This window comes from Acidovorax delafieldii 2AN, assembly GCF_000175235.1.
GTDB lineage: Bacteria > Pseudomonadota > Gammaproteobacteria > Burkholderiales > Burkholderiaceae_C > Acidovorax > Acidovorax delafieldii_B.
Genome location: NZ_ACQT01000017.1, coordinates 1 through 17,577, shown reverse-complemented (window position 1 = coordinate 17,577; position 17,577 = coordinate 1). Strand labels below are relative to the sequence as shown.

Here is a 17,577-nt window from a genome sequence, read left to right as displayed (position 1 = left end):
CGCATGGCGGCTGGCCGTGGGGAAGGTGCGCCCCATTATGGACGAGTGCTGTCCTCAGCGCGCTGACCCTCAAGGAGCCTTGTGGCTGCCATCCCCAGGGGGGCATGAAACAAAAAACCCCGTCACTCTCAAGAATGACGGGGTTTTGCAGTTTGGTGGGTCCTGAGTGACTCGAACACTCGACCTACGGATTAAGAGTCCGCTGCTCTACCAACTGAGCTAAGAACCCAAACTTTTTAATCTATCAGCATTGCTGCTGAGCCTCGAATTATGCACTAATTTTGGCAGCCTTGGCAACTCGGTCAAAAAATTATTGCATCGCGTTGCGGCTGGCCAGTTCCACGAACAGGCCGCTGTGGTCGAGTTGCCCCAGTCCGTGTTCGACGCCGTCACGGTACAGCGTGTCGAAAAGCGTGGTGATGGGCGCATCGAACCCGATTTCCTGCGCGGTGATCAAGGCGTTGTCCAGGTCCTTGAGCTGCACTGTCATGCGGCCGCGCGGGGCAAAGTCGCGTTCCACCATGCGCTGGCCATGCAACGCAAGGATGCGGCTGTCTGCAAAGCCGCCGCTGATGGCCTCGCGCACTTTGGCCATGTCGGCGCCCCCTTTGGCAGCAAAGAGCAGCGCTTCCGCCACTGCGCCGATGGTGATGCCCACGATCATCTGGTTGGCCAGCTTGGCCAATTGGCCTGCGCCGTGGGGCCCCACATGGGTGGCACGGCCGAGTACCGCAAAGACGGGCTGGGCGCGCGCAAAATCCTGTGCCTTGCCTCCGGCCATGATGGCAAGCGTGCCCTGCTCGGCACCCACGGTGCCGCCGGAAACGGGGGCATCCAGATGGGCCAGGCCCATTTCGTCCAGGCGTGCTGCATGGTCGCGTGCTTCGCGTGGTTGTATCGACGCCATGTCGATGAACAGCGCGCCCTTGCGCATGGCCTGGGCGGCGCCCAGCTCAAACAGCACGTGGTGCACGACCGGCCCGTTTTCGAGCAGGCTGATCACGAAATCGGCAGGGCGCACGGCGTCGGCGGCGGCGTCGTGCACCTGGGCGCCTGCGCTGGCCAGCGGCTCTGCCTTGGCGCGGGTCCGGTTCCAAACGTGCACCTGGTGGCCCGCTTCGCACAGGCGGCGGGCCATGGGCAACCCCATCAGGCCGATGCCCAGCACGGCAATGCGAAGGGGGGAGGTAGTGGTCATGCGCTGATCCTTGGCAGGTTTTTCTGCCGCCATCATGGTCTTTTTCGCCGCCATTCCCTGTCAGCGAGCTTGCAGCGCTGACCCGGCTGCTGGCGGAGAGCTGTGGGCGGGGTCAAAGCAGGCTGTTAGCCAGCCGCAGGGCAGCCGGCTGGTACGCGGCGGCCGCATTGGTGACCCCAGCAGGGCAGCCGTCATCACGCCGCCGTGCACCCCCTGAATGAGGGCAGGGCATGCGGCGCCATGCGCGCCCCGGGCACTTTTACATCAGCAAGTGTTCGCCCGCGTTGTCGCCACCCAGGATCACGTAGTTCACCTTGCGCACATCCATCAGCTTGGTGCCGCCGGCGTAGCTGATCGAGCTTTGCACGTCCTGCTCCATCTCGATCAGCGTTTCGGCCAGCCGGCCCTTGATGGGCTCGAGAATTCGCTTGCCTTCCACGTGCTTGTATTCGCCCTTGTTGAAGTCGCTGGCCGAGCCGTAGTACTCCTTGAAGAGCTCGCCATCCACTTCCACGGTCTTGCCCGGCGATTCCTCGTGGCCTGCGAACAGCGAACCGATCATCACCATGGTTGCGCCAAAGCGGATGCTCTTGGCGATGTCGCCGTGGCTGCGGATGCCGCCGTCGGCAATGATGGGCTTGGTGGCCACGCGCGCGCACCACTTGAGCGCCGACAGCTGCCAGCCGCCCGTGCCGAAACCTGTCTTGAGCTTGGTGATGCACACCTTGCCCGGGCCCACGCCCACCTTGGTGGCGTCGGCACCCCAGTTTTCGAGGTCGATGATGGCTTCGGGTGTGGCCACGTTGCCTGCAATCACAAACGCCCGGGGCAGCTTGTCCTTGAGGTAGGTAATCATGTTCTTCACGCTGTCGGCATGGCCGTGGGCGATGTCGATGGTAATGTACTCGGGCGTGATGCCCTGTGCCACCAACTGGTCCACGGTGGCGTAGTCGGGGGCTTTCACGCCCAGCGAGATTGATGCGTAGCAACCCTTGGCATGCATGTCCTTCACGAACTGCAGGTTGTCCAGGTCAAAGCGGTGCATCACGTAGAAGTAGCCGTTTTGCGCCAGCCAGGTGCAGATTTTCTCGTCCACCACCGTCTTCATGTTGGCGGGCACCACCGGAATGCGGAAGCTGCGGCCGCCCAGCTCCACGCTGGCGTCGCACTCCGAGCGGCTTTCCACGCGGCATTTGCGTGGCAGCAGCAGGATGTTGTCGTAGTCGAAGATTTCCATGAGATTCCAAGCTCCGTGAAAGGACGCAGCAAAACGATTTCTGCTGCGGTGGGCGCTTGGCTGTCGGACCGGTCATGCGGGCGGGGACGTGGAAGTCCGCACCGAGCCCTGCTCTGCGCAGGCGCAAAAAAACCGGACGTCAAGAAACTTGGGCCCGGTGATTGATTCTACCCGCCTGCTCCGATGGCGTCATAACGCCAGCGGTATCACCGGCATACCGACTGGGCAGCCGCCAGCACGCGGCCGTGGGCATCGTGCACCCAGCCCAGCACTCGCAGCCGCCCCGGCTGGGTGCTGTCCGGAATGCGCATCGACCGCACCTCTTTCCACGGCAGCGGCCGCGCCGCGGTGGGGGCGCCGCCAGGGCGCCATGGCGCTGAAAAAACGGCTCTCACGACATTGCGCGCCACGGCCGAGCCATCGGCGCCGGCGGGCACCGATTCCACAAGCACCAGGTAAAGGCCGAGATCGCCGGGCGCGGCCGCCATTCCTCGCGGCGCATGCGCCGGGGCGAAGGACAGGCCCGCGCCCACGTAGTCGTTGAATGGCAAGCCGTGGGCCACCCTTATCCGCGCGGGCAGTGCCCCCTCCACCGGCGAGATGAAAACGTCCGTGGTCGTCGGCGCCGCCCGGCCCAGCGCTTGCAGGCGTGCCAAGGCTTCGGAAGTGGCCGCGGCCGACAGCGGCGCGTCCTCGCCGGCAGGGGTGGGCACGATCCAGTCCAGCACCACGGCGCCCCCCGCGGCCGAAGGCGCGGGCGTGGCAGTTTCGCTCCAGCAGGCCTCGCAGTCCGCGCTGATGAAGCGCTCGAACACGGCGATAGGTGGTGCGGTGCCGTCGCTGCTGCAACTGGCCTGGGCCGCAGCGATTGGCACGTATCCCAGCGCCAGAAGGGCGCCCAGGGTGCAGGCAATGTTTTTCATGGTGCGGGCCGGGCAGGCTGGGGGGCTTTCTACAATGGCCCCATGTTCCCACAAGACCCGTTTTCGGGTGTGCCAGACCCCCTGGTTCCCCCACATCCCGGCGCGGCCTCCGCTGCGTCGCCCCTTCTGGCCAACCTGAACGATGAGCAACTGGCCGCTGTGACGCTGCCCGCAGGCCATGCGCTCATCCTGGCGGGTGCTGGCTCGGGCAAGACCCGGGTGCTCACCACCCGCATCGCCTGGCTGCTGCAAAACGGCTATGCCACACCCGGCGGCATCCTTGCCGTCACCTTTACCAACAAGGCCGCCAAGGAGATGGTGGCGCGCCTGTCGGCCATGCTGCCGGTCAACGTGCGCGGAATGTGGATCGGCACCTTCCATGGCCTGTGCAACCGGCTGCTGCGCGCCCACCACAAGGCGGCGGGGCTGCCGCAGGCGTTTCAGATCCTGGACACGCAAGACCAGCTCTCTGCCATCAAGCGCTTGTGCAAGCAGCACAACGTGGACGATGAGCGCTTTCCGCCCAAGCAACTGGCCTACTTCATCGCCAACTGCAAAGAGGAAGGCATGCGCCCCGGCGATGTGCCCACGCACGACAGCGACAGCCGCAAGAAGGTCGAGATCTACCAGCTGTACGAAGAACAATGCCAGCGCGAAGGCGTGGTGGACTTTGGCGAGCTGATGCTGCGCAGCTACGAGCTGCTGCGCGACAACGACCCCATCCGCGAGCACTACCAGCGCCGGTTCCAGCACATCCTGGTCGATGAGTTCCAGGACACCAACAAGCTGCAGTACGCCTGGCTCAAGCAGCTGGCCGGCAACGACGTGGGCGGGCGCTACGAGGCGCGCGGCAGCGTCATCGCCGTGGGCGACGACGACCAGAGCATCTACGCCTTTCGCGGCGCGCGCGTGGGCAACATGACGGACTTTGTGCGCGAATTCGATGTGCAGCGCCAGATCAAGCTGGAGCAGAACTACCGCAGCTACAGCAACATCCTCGACTCGGCCAACGCGCTCATCAGCCACAACAGCCGCCGCCTGGGCAAGAACCTGCGCACCACGCAGGGCGCGGGCGAGCCCGTGCGCGTGTACGAGGCCAGCTCCGACCTGGCCGAGGCGCAGTGGATGCTCGACGAGATCAAGCAGCTGGTGAGGAATGACGGCTTTGAGCGCAAGGAAATCGCCGTGCTCTACCGCAGCAATGCGCAAAGCCGGGTGATTGAATCGGCGCTGTTCAATGCATCTGTGCCCTACCGCGTGTACGGCGGTCTGCGGTTTTTTGAGCGCGCCGAAATCAAGCACGCACTGGCCTACCTGCGCCTGTTGGAGAACCCGCACGACGACACCAGCTTCACGCGCGTGGTCAACTTTCCACCGCGCGGCATTGGCGCGCGCAGCATCGAGGTGCTGCAGGACGCGGCCCGCGCCGCCGGTTGCTCGCTGCACGACGCCGTGAGCGCCGTGCCCGGGAAGGCGGGCGCCAACCTGGGCGCGTTTGTGGCCATGGTCGATGTGCTGCGCGAGCAGACCCAGGGCCTGAACCTGCGCGGCATCATCGAGCAGATGCTCGAATCCACGGGGCTGGTGGAGCATTTCCGCACCGAAAAAGAGGGCGCCGACCGCATCGAGAACTTGCAGGAACTCGTCAACGCCGCCGAGAGCTTTGTCACGCAAGAAGGCTTCGGCCGCGACGCCGTGGCCCTGCCGCTCGACGAGCACGGCACGCCACTCACGCAAAGTGCGGTCAGCCAGGGCATCGACCCCCATGCACCGCTGCTCGATGAACCGTTGAAGCCCGCCGTGCCCGGGATCGTGGACGCCGACACCGGCGAAACGCTGTCGCCGCTGGCGGCCTTCCTCACCCACGCCGCGCTGGAGGCTGGCGACAACCAGGCCCAGGCCGGGCAAGACGCCGTGCAGCTCATGACCGTGCACGCCAGCAAGGGCCTGGAGTTTGACTGCGTGTTCATCGGCGGTATGGAAGAGGGCCTGTTCCCGCACGACAACTCCTCCAGCGACCGCGATGGCCTGGAGGAAGAGCGCCGCCTGATGTACGTGGCCATTACCCGTGCTCGCAAGCGCCTGTACCTGAGCCATTCGCAAACACGCATGCTGCATGGCCAGACGCGCTACAACGCCAAGAGCCGCTTCTTTGACGAATTGCCTGAAGGCGCGCTCAAGTGGATCACGCCCAAGCAGCAGGGCTTCGGATCTTTCATGCCCGGGTCTGCTCCTTATTCAGGAGCTGGTGGTGCTTATGGGGCAAGCGCCAGAGGCCAATTTGGCTTCAAATCCGAGACTTTTGCCAGCCCGCCCGTGCCACCGCAGAAGGCGGCACCCTCGCATGGCCTTCGCGCGGGCATTGCGGTGTTCCACACCAAGTTCGGCGAAGGCAAGGTGCTGGCCATCGAGGGCACGGGTGACGACGCACGGGCGCAGGTCAACTTCCCGCGCCACGGCACCAAGTGGCTGGCGCTGTCGGTGGCCAAGCTCACGGTGGTGGAATAGCCGCTGGGGCGCTGGCTGGTGCTTGATCGGTGTGCTCAGCCCCTCAACCGCTCGGCAATAGAACGGCAGTTATCATGAAAAAAGCCGCATGCGGGCTTGCCTTGGAGCGATGGCGTTTCGCCGGTCGGCTTCGTCGCAGTGGTGGGGCGGTTGGGAGTTCCACCCCGCCCCTGCGCGATCCATTGCCCTGTAAAAGCCATTGGCCGGAATGAGTGGCCGTGTCATCGGCGCTGGGGCTTGGGCAGGGGCCCGTGGTCAGCCGGCCCGATTTTCTTCTGAAGCCCGCATATCGGAAGTCCACATATGTCTGCCCAGCGCAAAACAAAGAACGCAAAATCCTTGCCCGGATCCAAAGCATCGGGTGCCCGCACGGATTCGGCGGCGCGGCAGCCCCCCCACGTCACCCGTAGCCACTCGGCGCGCCATCTGCTCAGCCCGGCACAGTGGCAGGAAAGCCTGTCCATCGTTCCGCCAGTGTCGTTGCGCATCGCCGGCGTGGCCGGTTTGCAGTCGGCGTTGGCGGTGTTGATCGCCCTGGTGCTGGCCCATTTCTCGCCCTGGCCCCACCTGGTCGGCTTTCCGGCACTGGGGGCCCTGGCGGCGCTGTTCGGCCGGTTTGCGCCCCTGGGCCGGCGGCGCATGCAGATCGTGCTGATCTGCGCCGCGCTGCTGACATTGGGGGTTTTCCTGCCAACGCTGGCCTCGTTCCTTGGGGCGCCGCTGGTGGTGCTCATGCTCATTCTGGCGCTGGTGGCCGGGGGCTCGACCATTGCCGTGGCGCACTGGCAGCTGGGTGGGCCGGGCGCCGTGATCATCGTGTTTGCGGCCGGGGCTTCGCTTTCGCCGGTGGATTCGCTGGACACCGTGGCGATGCGGACGCTGGCCACGCTGGCGGGTGGTGCGATCGCCTGGATCACATGCGTGTTGACCGACCATTTGCGCGCGCCTGGCATGGCCCATCTGCGCCTGCCTCCGGTCCACGTGCCGCCGGTCAGCCATCAGTGGATAGCTGGCGCTCGCATTGCCGTGGTGGCGGCCCTGGCCGCGCTGATCGCCCATGGCGCCGGCTGGCAGCATCCCTCCTGGGCCGCGATTGGCGCCACCGCCGTGATGCAGGGCGGGCATCTGCATGTCACCATGAACCGGTCTTTGCAGCGCATGGCAGGAACCGTGGTGGGGGCCTTTGTCGTCTGGGCCATCCTGGCGCAGCACCCGTCCTTCTGGGTACTGGTAGCGGCCATTGTGCTGTTCCAGTTTCTCACCGAGGTGGTGATCGGCTTCAACTATGCGCTGGGCCAGATCACCGTGACGCCGATGGCGCTGTTGATGACCTATCTGGCCTCGCCTGCGGTCAGCGCAAATCTGCCCGTGGAACGCGTGCTGGACACCATTCTGGGGGCGGCCCTGGGGATCGTGTTTGCGGTGATCTTTTCGAGTGTGGACGACCGGGTCCATTTGCACGAGCATCGCAGCACCGCTCGCTGAAGCACGCGACGGCTGGCACCCTGCTTGCGATATGAATGAGAGCGGCTTGTGCATGATGCACAAGCGCTGCAGGCCTTTTTTCTGTTGAATCCCCGGTCCCCGGGTACCTGGTTTCCTCTGGCGGCAGCGTACGGGCCATAAAAAAAGCGGGGCCTGTGCCCCGCTTTGGTGTGCTGCTTGTCGCGCAGCGTCGTGATGGGCATCAGCCGCTGCGCGCGGCTGTCTGCCACTCAGGCCTTCGCCAGCTTCATCTGGGTGGGGGTGCCGGTGAGGTAGCCCACGGCGGCGCCGGCCTTGTTCTTGTAGTTGGCCTTGATCAGCGGGTCCAGCGTGTCTTTCACCACGTTGTGGATGCCGCCCCAGTCGCCGGGGTGCTGGAAGTTGCTCATGATGTAGGTCCAGCCGTTGATCTCGTCCACGGCGTGCAGGCCGGTGGATTCGCCGCCGGCGGGGATCGACATCACGCGCGAGAGCTGCTTCGTGTCGATGTTGTAGGCCCACAGGAAGTTGTTGACGTGCTGGCTGCTGTCTTCGCCGATGAACAGCGTGCGCATCTTTTCCGAGAACTTCAGGTTGTCGGGGTTGGCGATGTTGTTGGGGTTCGCGGTGTTGCCCAGCGCGTCGGCTGCGATGTCTTCACCGGCCAGCAACGCCTTGGTGTCCACCGGCATCCACTCGCTGTTGATGGCGGCGCCAGCCGTGTCCTTCTGCCCGCCCTTGAGGTTCAGCGCCATCACGGCGCCGGCCACCAGTTGCTTGGGCACCGAGATGCCGTTGCCCGGGACATTGGCCGCGTTGCCGGCCACCATGGACGACTGGACGTTCTGCAGCGCAGAGTAGGCGACCTTGTCCTTGATGTTGACCGTGGTGCCTTCCATCTTGGTGAAGCCCAGGCTGGCGCCCTTGTAGGCGGCGTAGCGGTGGGTTTCCAGGAAAGCGGCGGCCTTTTCCATGCCGGGGTTGATCTTGATCCACTCGGTCTTGCCGTTGGCCACGATCTTGGTGAAGGTGGCGTCGCCAGGGTCCTTGCTCACCACGGACATGATGTCGGTGGGCTTGAGCGTGTTGGCCAACTGCTCGATCTCGGCGCTGGTGGCCGAGCCCAGCTTGATCCAGGTGAGGGGGGCGGCCGTGGTGGCTTTGGGGTCGATGGAGAAGCCGGCACCCACCTTGGCGGCATACAGCGTGCCCGAGGACAGGTCTTTTTCCTTGTCGGCCACGAACACGAAGTAGGCGCTGTTGGTGGCGTCATCGCCCATCAGCGTGGTGCGGTTGTCAGGCATCACCTGCACCAGTTCGTGCGAAATGCGGCCCATGCAGAAATGCTTCTTGATGGTGGCCGTACCGTCGGGGTTCACCGTCACTTCGGGCATGTGGCCGTAGTGGTAGGGGTTGGCCTTGGTGGCGTCGCCAAACAGGTTCTTGCTGTAGGTCTGGAACATGGTGTTGCTGGCGATGCTGAAAGCATCGGGCTCATATTCCTCGCTCGACAGGTGGGTGCCCCAGGGCGACAGGCTCGCGCCGCAGGTGATCCACAGGCCGTGCACCTTCGAGGTGTCCACGTTGTGGTATTTCACCAGGCTCAGCTTGCCGGTGGCCTGGTCCTGGTCGAGCGTGAGCACGGCGATGGGCGAGGGCAGTTTGCCGTACATGTCGGTCTTGCCGTCCTGGGCCCAGGTGGTGTATTCGAACTGCACCACGGCAAACACGGCCTTGCCCTTGAGGCCGGTGACCGTGGGGTTGGCCACTGTCAGCAGCGAGGTGCCATCGGGCGAGTCGGAGAAATACTGGCGCTCGCTGCCAGCCACCGTGCTGTCGATGATGGGCTTGTTGTTGATGTCGTAGTAGCCGCCAGCCAGCACCTTGCCGCCCTTGCCGTCGGAGACCATGTCGCCCGTGATGAAGAAGGGCTGGTAGGCCAGCGAGTAAGACTGCACGGTATCGTCGCTGAGCTTGATGTTCAGCGTGGAGCCCACCGTGGTCGTGGCCATCGCGGCGGCGTTGGCCAGCGTGGGTGCGGCCATCGACGTGAAGCTGGCAGACACAAAGCTGGCGCTCGAGCTGTCGCTGCCACCGCCGCAGGCGGCCAGCAGGGATGCGGAAGCGCTGGCGCCGAGCGGCAGCAGGGGAACGCCTGCCAGGAATTGCAGGGCCTTACGGCGGGTGGGCGTCGTCGTGTGGGACATTTTGGGTGGTTTCCAGGTTGTTATGCAGACAGGCAGGGAGCGCTCCGCGTGCCATGTGACAGCGGCGCCGGGGGCGCTGTATCCAGCCACTGATACTAGAAACGCCTTGTGACAGACGTTTGACGAACGCGTGACGGTTTGCCTTTGGGCTCGGCATATCCGCTGCGTCAGGGCAGCGTGCCGGCAGCGTTGCAGAGCGACGATGGCTGCACAGGAGGGAGGGGCGGCCAAGCCGCACTGCGCGGCGCAGCAATGCCAGCGCAGTGCGCCGCGGGCTGTCGCGCTCTCGCGCAATTTAAGGCACGAGTGCGCACGTGGCGCTGCATGCTGGGCATGCTGAGGCCGGGAATAGAGGTGCCGGTCCCGCACTGCGGCGGTACGGTTGGCATTATGCCGGGCGGCCGTTACAGGCGCCGAGGCCGGCACAGGGCCGGCTGCGCCTTACAGTTCGGCGTCAGGCCCCGTGCTGGTGTCGGCGCGATCCGCTGGCGGAACCTGCGACGGTGGGTCGGGCGGCTCGAAGCAATCGCGGAAAGTAAACACCAGCGATGTGAAGAACATGGCGGCCATCATCATGGCCGCTCCCACCATGATGCCGCCCACCACGGACGACAGACCGCCCACGGCCAGCAGGCCCGCGACCAAGCTGACGGCCAAGCCTCCGAGCAGGAACACACCCATCCACGCGAAGCCGTAGACCGTGAAGGCGCCAAAGTTGCGGATACAGGCCACGATGCTGAAGAACAGGCTTTTCACCGGCGGCACGCCATGCCAGTGCACCAAGCCCGGGGCATGCCAGAACAGCAGCGACAAGGGCAGGTACAGCAGCATGGCCAGCCACATGGCGCCCTGGAAAGCGGGAGTCTCGGCCACTTCGCGCGTGAGTGGCGCGCCGCCCAGGTACACCTGTGCGAACTGCCCGCCGTCGATCAAAGCCGACAGTCCCATCACCGCAAGAAATCCGGCCGCATACATTGCGCCCAGCACCAGCATGTCGCGCAGTCGCTGCCGACCGGTGCGAAAGGCGACCAGCAGCACGGCGGGCGTGGGAAAGCGGCCCTGCATGGCCTCGGCCGAAGCCACCATCATCGCCAGCGTGGCCGAGGGCAGCAGCGCCAGCGCCACAGCCGGGCCCACCAGCGGAATCAGGGTGGCCAGCGACATGGCCGCCATGGTCATGAAAAAGAGGGCCGCCAGCGCCATGGGTTGCCGCCAGAACGCCCGGATGCCGAGCTTGACCCAGTCCAGGCCGGTGCGTGCGGGGACGATGTGGAGTTTCATGGAGGCTTGGACAATCAGGATGGAGCCCGGCCGACGGGCGGGAAAGCAGCGTCGAATTTAACCCAGCGCCCTGGGCGCCGTGGGCAAAGGGCCTCAGGCGTGCACGGGGTTGGCAATGCGGCCTTGCAGTACGCGCTCGAAATGCGTGGGGTCGTGGGGCACGAGCATCGATGCCTCGCGGGGCAGGTGGAAATCCCACAGTCGCGAAATCCAGAACCGCAGCGCTCCTGCGCGGAGCATCGCCGGCAGCAGTTCGCGCTCTGACGCCGTGAGGGGGCGCACGGTCTGGTAGGCGCCCAGCATGCTGGCGGCACGCTCGGCGTCGTGGGTGCCTGCGGCAAGGTCGATGCACCAGTCGTTCAGGCACACGGCCAGGTCGAACAGCCACGTGTCCACGCCGGCGAAATAGAAGTCGAAGAACCCGGTGAGTTCGTCACCGTCGAACATCACGTTGTCACGGAACAGGTCGGCGTGCACCGGCCCGCGTGGCAGGGCCGCATAGGCCGACGACGCTGCCACGTGGTTCTGGTACGCCAGTTCCGAGCGCAGCAGGGCGGCCTGCTGCGCCGTGATGTGCGGCTCCACCACGGGCGCGGTTTCGTTCCACCAGGACAGGCCGCGCAGGTTGGGCTGGTACCGGTCGAAGTCCTGCCCTGCCAGGTGCATGCGTGCCAGCATGGCGCCCACCGCAGCGCAGTGCACCGGCTGGGGTGCGAGCTGGCTTTTGCCGCGCAGCTTGTTCACCACGGCGGCCGGCTTGCCACACACGGTGTGCAGAATGTCGCCATTGCGGTCGGGCCGCGGGTCGGGCACCGGCATGCCGCCATGGGCAAGGTGCTTCATCAGGTAGAGGTAGAACGGCAGCTGTTCGGCGGTAAGCCGCTCGAACAGCGTGAGCACGAACTCGCCCTGGTCGCTGGTGAGAAAGTAATTGGTGTTCTCGATGCCGCCTTCAATGCCGCGCAGCGCGACCAGCTCACCCAGTTGCAGGCGGCGCAGCAGCTCGCGCGCCTCATTCGTCGAGACTTCGGTAAAAACGGCCATCGCTCAGCGGAAATACGGATTAGGCAGGAAAAACAGGAAACAGGCGCAGGGTTGCCACGTCAGAACTTGATCACGTTCCAGACGCGCGGGGCCGTGTTGGTCTCGGCGCCACTGCGGCTGCCCGCCTGGCTGCGCGCGCCGTCGGGAGACTGCACTTCGTATTCAGGCATATCGCCCGTCTTGGGTTGCACGGTGATGTTCTGCGTCTGGCCACCCACGCGCAACTCGTCGACGCGGCTGCCGCCGTCTTCAACGCGGATGCGCTCGGTGCGCTGGTTGCCGCGCCCCTCCAGGCGTTCGGGCGTGGGGAGCTGTTCGCGCTTTTCAGCGCTGCCCTGCGGTGCAGCGGGAGGGGGAGTCTGGGCCAGGGCAGAGCCCGCCATCAGGCCCAGCAGCAAAAAGAGTTGAACAGCGCGCATGGCGCCATTGTAGGCGCGTGCGCTTACCTCATAGGTACGTGCTTTGCAACGGCGCAGGGCGCGGCAGCGCGCGTTGTTGCGTCTTAAAGGGGTATCACGGCAGCGGCGGGCATTTGCCTGCCTCGCACTTGGCGGTGCGCTGGGCGATGAAGGGGCCGAATTTCTTGCCCAGGCTGCCCATCTGCGCGCAGATGTCTCCCCGCGCGTCGAACGCGAAACCTTGGGTGGCTGTGGCGTTGAGCAGCTCGACCCGCGAAAGGGCCCACTGGGCGAATTGCTCGGGGTGGTGCCATTGTTCTGCGCAGATGTTGTGGAAGACGAAGGTGGAGTACACCAGCTCGGTGACCTCGGGCTTGTCCATCTGCAGCCGCAGCACGCCGTTGTCCAACTGCGCTGTCTTCAGCGCGTTGCCGCGCAGGCTTTTTTGCAGCGGAGCGGGCACGTTCTTGAATTCCGTGTCCGCAAGGGCCAGCGTCGAGGCCGCGCCGATCATCCATACCGCAAGCATTTTTTTCATAAGAGAAATCTTCCAAAGGTGAGAAACCGTCCGCCGCGTCCCCGGCTTTGGTGGCCGCGCACTGTTGCCGCAGCGCCCAGGCACAGCGGTCCATCGGCTTGCCGCCGGGCGTGCTGCGGCAGCGGTGCCTTGCACAGCTGCCGGCACGGCCTCCAGACGCAGCCATTTTGCCGCGATTCCTGCGCAGGCCCATGGCAAAGGCATCGCTGCCTGGTGGCAATTACGGCGCGGCGGCCCGGGCTGCTGTGGCTCCTTTCCTGGGTGCGATGGGCCGCGTGCGGTCGGCGCCGGGGTGCTGCTTCCTGTGCACAATCGCCGCATGAGCGATAAAAAGACCCTGCTGCTGGTGGACGGCTCCAGCTACCTCTACCGCGCCTTCCACGCCATGCCCGACCTGCGCGCCGTGCCCGGCGACCGGGCCAGCGCCGCCACCGGCGCCATCCGCGGCATGATCAACATGATGCAGGCGCTGCGCAAGGAGGTCCATGCCGACTACGCCGCCTGCGTGTTCGACGCCAAGGGCCCGACCTTCCGCGACACCATCTACCCGGCGTACAAGCAGCAGCGCAGCCCCATGCCCGACGACCTGCGCACGCAGATCGCGCCCATCCACGAGGTGGTGCGCCTGCTGGGCTGGAAGGTGCTGGATGTGCCTGGCGTGGAGGCCGACGACGTCATCGGCACGCTGGCGGTGGTGGCTGCGCGCCAGGGCATCGACGTCATCGTGAGCAGCGGCGACAAGGACCTGGCCCAGCTGGTGGACGAGCGCATCACCATCATCGACACCATGAACGGCAAACGCCGCGACCTGGCCGGCGTGGAGGCGGAGTTCGGCGTGCCCGCGCGGCTGATGCTGGACTACCAGACGCTGGTGGGCGACCAGGTGGACAACGTGCCCGGCGTGGAAAAGGTGGGCCCCAAGACGGCCGCCAAGTGGCTGCTGGAATACGGCTCGCTCGACGCCCTGGTGCAGAGCGCCGACAAGATCAAGGGCGTGGCCGGCGAGAACCTGCGCAAGGCGCTGGACTGGCTGCCCACGGGCCGCCAGCTGCTGACCATCAAGACCGATTGCGAGCTCGACAGCTGGGTCGACGGCTTGCCCGCGCTGCACGCCCTGGCGTTGGGCACGCCCGATGGCGAACGCCTGCGCGCCTTCTATGAGCTGTATGGCTTCAAGGGCCTGGCGCGTGCGCTGGGCGATGCCGCCCCGGCGCCCGTGGTGGCCATGCCCGGCGAAAGCGGTGACCTGTTTGCCGATCACTCCGCCAGCCCCGTGGCCGAGGCCGCGCAGCACCGCACGGTGGTGTACGACACCATCCTCAACTGGGCCGACTTCGACCGCTGGCGCGAGCGCCTGCTCACGGCCGAGCTGGTGGCGCTGGACACCGAGACCACCTCGCTCGATGAAATGCGGGCCGAGATCGTGGGCATCTCGTTCAGCGTGCAGCCCGGCGAGGCCGCCTATATTCCGCTGGCCCACACCGGGCCCGACGCGCCCGAGCAGCTGCCGCTGGGCGAGGTGCTGGCACGCCTCAAGCCCTGGCTGGAAGATGCCCGCTACCCCAAGCTGGGCCAGCACGTGAAGTACGACCGCCACGTGTTTGCCAACCACGACATCGACGTGCGCGGCTATGTGCACGACACCATGCTGCAGAGCTACGTGCTCGAAGTGCACAAGCCCCACGGCCTGGCCAGCCTGGCCGAGCGCCACACCGGCCGCACCGGCATCAGCTACGAAGACCTGTGCGGCAAGGGCGCGCACCAGATCCCGTTTGCCCAGGTGCCGGTGGACAAGGCGGCCGCCTACTCGTGCGAAGACTCGGACCAGACGCTGGACGTGCACCTGGCGCTGTGGCCGCTCTTGCAGGCCGACGACAAGCTGCGCTTCATCTACGAGCTGGAAATCGCCAGCAGCGAGGCGCTCTACCGCATCGAGCGCAACGGCGTGCTCATCGACGCGCCCACGCTCGCGCAGCAAAGCCACGAGCTGGGCCAACGCATTCTGCAGCTGGAAACCGAGGCGTATGAGATCGCCGGCCAGCCCTTCAACCTCAGCAGCCCCAAGCAGCTCGGCGAAATCTTCTTCGACAAGCTGGGCATGCCCGTGGTGAAGAAAACCGCCACCGGCGCGCGCAGCACCGACGAAGAAGTGCTGGAAAAGCTGGCCGAGGACTACCCCCTGCCCGCCAAGCTGCTGGAGCACCGCAGCCTGACCAAGCTCAAGGGCACCTACACCGACAAGCTGGCCCAGCTGGCCCTGCCGCGCACCGGCCGCGTGCACACGCACTACGCGCAGGCCGTGGCCGTCACCGGCCGCCTGTCGAGCAACGACCCGAACCTGCAGAACATCCCCATCCGCACGGCCGAGGGCCGGCGTGTGCGCGAGGCCTTCGTGGCGCCGCCCGGCTGCGTGATCGCCAGCGCCGACTACAGCCAGATCGAGCTGCGCATCATGGCCCACATCAGCGGCGACCACGCGCTGCTGCACGCCTTCCACGCCGGTCTGGACGTGCACCGCGCCACCGCCGCCGAGGTGTTCGGCGTGGCGCTGGACCAGGTGACGAGCGAGCAGCGCCGCTACGCCAAGGTCATCAACTTCGGCCTGATCTACGGCATGAGCAGCTTCGGCCTGGCGAAAAACCTGGGCATCGAGACCAAGGCCGCCGCCGCCTACATCGACCGCTACTTCCAGCGCTACCCCGGCGTGAAGCAGTACATGGACGAAACCAAGGCCCAGGCCAAGGCGCGCGGCTACGTCGAGACGGTGTTCGGCCGCCGCCTGTACCTGCCCGAGATCAACTCCCCCAACGGCCCGCGCCGCGCGGGCGCCGAGCGCGCCGCCATCAACGCCCCCATGCAGGGCACGGCGGCCGACCTCATCAAGCTGGCCATGGTGGCCGTGCAGAAAGAGCTGGACGCCCACAAGCCCGGCATCAAGATGATCATGCAGGTGCACGACGAACTGGTGTTCGAGCTGCCCGAGGGCGAGGTGGACTGGCTGCGCGGCCACATCCCGCGCCTGATGGCGGAGGTGGCGGCGTTGAAAGTGCCGCTATTGGCTGAGGTGGGGGTGGGGGCTAATTGGGATAAGGCACATTGAGCAGGGGGAGATAATTTTGATGAATGAATGTATTTTTATATTTCAAAGAGCATCAGTAATTGTCTTTTAATGTTCTGAATTTTCAAATTTATATTGAATATGCCGCAAAAATATTTGGCTTCGAACTCGGAGTCTACTTTGCCGAAGTTAATTGTTATGCCGAAGCCTTGGCCGTATAACAAAAAATGGATTGATAAAAATATAGAGTCATATAGTAATAGAGAGGTTGTTGATGAGGCTTGTGGCATGCCGGGTGCTGGTGATAAGTTGAAAGATTTTTTTACCTATATGATCCCCCGTGCGCTCGAAAAGGTTGCTATTCAGAATTCGTTGGTGGATCAGTTGTCGAGTGGGAAAATTGAAGCTCATAAACTGAGTAGAAGTGACGTTGATTGGCAGAGTGGTAATACTTGGGCGAGACATTTTGAATATAAAGCTGTGCTTTATGATGCATACAATGTCGGGCGTTGTGGTGGGGAAATTCAAGATGCGATTGGTTTTATTTGGGATTTTTTTGAGGCTGCACGCAAGCACGCGGAAGAGCTAATAGCTTATATTGAATTTCAATCCTCTGAGCATGAGCGAGAAAAAGAAGAGATATATGTAAAGGCTCAGAATGAACGCGACAATAGATCAAAGGAGGCGTTAGTCGAGCGGCAGGCGTCGATGGAAAAATGGAAATCAATTGATATTGTGCATAGTAAGGTGGAAAGTGGATTTTTGTATGTTTTGAGTAATGATTTGATGCCTGGTGTTTTTAAGATTGGATTTACTGCTGGCAATCCAGATAATCGTGCTGCCCAAATATCAAGACAATATGGATTGCCTTCCCCATTTGGTGTTGTTAAATATTGGCGCACGAAAGACCCATATATTGTTGAGCAAAGAGTTCATGACTCTCTTTGCGCTAGCAAAAAATCGGGAGAATTTTTTGAAATAGATATCGAAAGTTTGATTAAAACTATTGATGGTCTGATTATTCTAGAAGGTTGATGTTTGAAATTTTTTGTTGGTAGAAATCGGCTAGCCTGCTGGTAGGCTCGCCAAATTTCAACAAAGTCGCACGAAGTCCCGCGTGCCCAACCCCACCCCCTACACCCCCCCCCGCCATCTGGCAATGGAACAAGGAAAACGGCGGCCAGTTCGCCAGCATCAACCGGCCGATTGCCGGGGCCACGCACGATAAAGAGCTACCTGTGGGCAAGCACCCGCTGCAGCTCTACTCACTGGGCACGCCCAATGGCGTGAAGGTGACGGTGATGCTGGAAGAGCTGCTGGCGCTGGGCCACAGCGGGGCGGAGTACGACGTGTGGCTGACCTCACGCCGAACCATCGAGCGCTGCTTCGCCAACCCTCTCCACCCCTAGCCGCTGAGCAGTCGCTCAGGCAGTTTTTAGGGGTTTTGGGCATTGGCGCTTATCTGGAAAGCGCTAATAGCTATCAAAAAAAGAGCAAATGAGTCCCCCTTCTCCCACCTTACGCCCTGCCACCTGGACCCCCGCCATTCGCGTGGGCCTGTCGATTGCCGCCGCCACCGGGCTCTACGGCATCTCCTTCGGCGCGCTCGCCGTGGCGGCCGGCCTGACCGTGTGGCAGGCCATGGCCCTGAGCCTGCTCATGTTCACCGGCGGCTCGCAGTTCGCCTTCATCGGCGTCATCGCGGGCGGCGGCGCGGGTTC

13 protein-coding genes, 1 tRNA gene and 1 pseudogene are annotated in these 17,577 nt (G+C 64.1%); 6 read left to right on the top strand and 9 right to left on the bottom strand.

What is annotated here, in order from left to right; genetic code table 11:
* Positions 1 to 153 precede the first annotated feature (153 nt).
* The 4 genes from ACDELDRAFT_RS04845 to ACDELDRAFT_RS04830 all read right to left on the bottom strand — a co-directional run bounded on the left by ACDELDRAFT_RS04845 (position 154) and on the right by ACDELDRAFT_RS04830 (position 3,358).
* Positions 154 to 229, bottom strand: a tRNA-Lys gene (locus ACDELDRAFT_RS04845).
* A gap of 81 nt (positions 230 to 310) precedes the next feature.
* A complete protein-coding gene (locus ACDELDRAFT_RS04840; protein ID WP_332375674.1) occupies positions 311 to 1,231 on the bottom strand; it encodes an NAD(P)-dependent oxidoreductase in 921 nt (306 codons plus the stop codon).
* Between the two features lie 226 nt (positions 1,232 to 1,457).
* Complete coding sequence (locus ACDELDRAFT_RS04835) at positions 1,458 to 2,435, bottom strand: GMP reductase (RefSeq protein ID WP_005794022.1); 978 nt, start codon at positions 2,433 to 2,435, stop codon at positions 1,458 to 1,460.
* A gap of 206 nt (positions 2,436 to 2,641) precedes the next feature.
* Positions 2,642 to 3,358, bottom strand: coding sequence for a hypothetical protein (locus ACDELDRAFT_RS04830; RefSeq protein ID WP_005794021.1), 717 nt, complete (start codon positions 3,356 to 3,358; stop codon positions 2,642 to 2,644).
* Positions 3,359 to 3,400: 42 nt separating this feature from the next.
* Between ACDELDRAFT_RS04830 and ACDELDRAFT_RS04825 the strand changes: the two genes are divergently transcribed.
* Positions 3,401 to 5,866, top strand: a complete 2,466-nt coding sequence (locus tag ACDELDRAFT_RS04825) for a UvrD-helicase domain-containing protein (RefSeq protein WP_005794019.1) — start codon at positions 3,401 to 3,403, stop codon at positions 5,864 to 5,866.
* Between the two features lie 303 nt (positions 5,867 to 6,169).
* Positions 6,170 to 7,351 (top strand): FUSC family protein, encoded by a 1,182-nt coding sequence (locus ACDELDRAFT_RS04820; protein ID WP_005794017.1) that lies wholly within the window; start codon positions 6,170 to 6,172, stop codon positions 7,349 to 7,351.
* Between the two features lie 230 nt (positions 7,352 to 7,581).
* Here ACDELDRAFT_RS04820 and ACDELDRAFT_RS04815 read toward each other — a convergent pair whose 3' ends face one another.
* From ACDELDRAFT_RS04815 to ACDELDRAFT_RS04795, 5 genes are all read right to left on the bottom strand, one after another.
* Positions 7,582 to 9,537: a PhoX family protein gene (locus ACDELDRAFT_RS04815; protein ID WP_005794015.1), complete on the bottom strand. Its 1,956-nt coding sequence runs from the start codon at positions 9,535 to 9,537 to the stop codon at positions 7,582 to 7,584.
* 441 nt (positions 9,538 to 9,978) lie between these two features.
* Positions 9,979 to 10,818 carry a BPSS1780 family membrane protein gene (locus ACDELDRAFT_RS04810; protein ID WP_005794013.1) on the bottom strand — a complete coding sequence of 280 codons (840 nt, stop codon included), beginning with the start codon at positions 10,816 to 10,818 and terminating at the stop codon, positions 9,979 to 9,981.
* A gap of 93 nt (positions 10,819 to 10,911) precedes the next feature.
* A complete protein-coding gene (locus ACDELDRAFT_RS04805; RefSeq protein WP_005794011.1) occupies positions 10,912 to 11,862 on the bottom strand; it encodes a homoserine kinase in 951 nt (316 codons plus the stop codon).
* A gap of 59 nt (positions 11,863 to 11,921) precedes the next feature.
* Positions 11,922 to 12,281 carry a hypothetical protein gene (locus tag ACDELDRAFT_RS04800; RefSeq protein WP_005794009.1) on the bottom strand — a complete coding sequence of 120 codons (360 nt, stop codon included), beginning with the start codon at positions 12,279 to 12,281 and terminating at the stop codon, positions 11,922 to 11,924.
* 94 nt (positions 12,282 to 12,375) lie between these two features.
* Complete coding sequence (locus ACDELDRAFT_RS04795; protein WP_005794007.1) at positions 12,376 to 12,798, bottom strand: hypothetical protein; 423 nt, start codon at positions 12,796 to 12,798, stop codon at positions 12,376 to 12,378.
* A gap of 319 nt (positions 12,799 to 13,117) precedes the next feature.
* Here ACDELDRAFT_RS04795 and polA point away from each other — a divergent pair, with 319 nt between their 5' ends.
* The 4 genes and pseudogenes from polA to ACDELDRAFT_RS04785 all read left to right on the top strand — a co-directional run.
* Positions 13,118 to 15,898, top strand: coding sequence for a DNA polymerase I (gene polA, locus ACDELDRAFT_RS04790; RefSeq protein ID WP_005794005.1), 2,781 nt, complete (start codon positions 13,118 to 13,120; stop codon positions 15,896 to 15,898).
* A gap of 138 nt (positions 15,899 to 16,036) precedes the next feature.
* Entirely contained in the window at positions 16,037 to 16,891 is an 855-nt protein-coding gene (locus tag ACDELDRAFT_RS23925) for a GIY-YIG nuclease family protein (protein ID WP_232504719.1), read from the top strand.
* Between the two features lie 116 nt (positions 16,892 to 17,007).
* A pseudogene (locus tag ACDELDRAFT_RS23920) lies at positions 17,008 to 17,214 on the top strand (glutathione-dependent disulfide-bond oxidoreductase); the annotation flags it as partial.
* Positions 17,215 to 17,353: 139 nt separating this feature from the next.
* The coding region (locus ACDELDRAFT_RS04785) for an AzlC family ABC transporter permease (RefSeq protein WP_005793997.1) at positions 17,354 to 17,577 on the top strand (224 nt) is incomplete at its 3' end.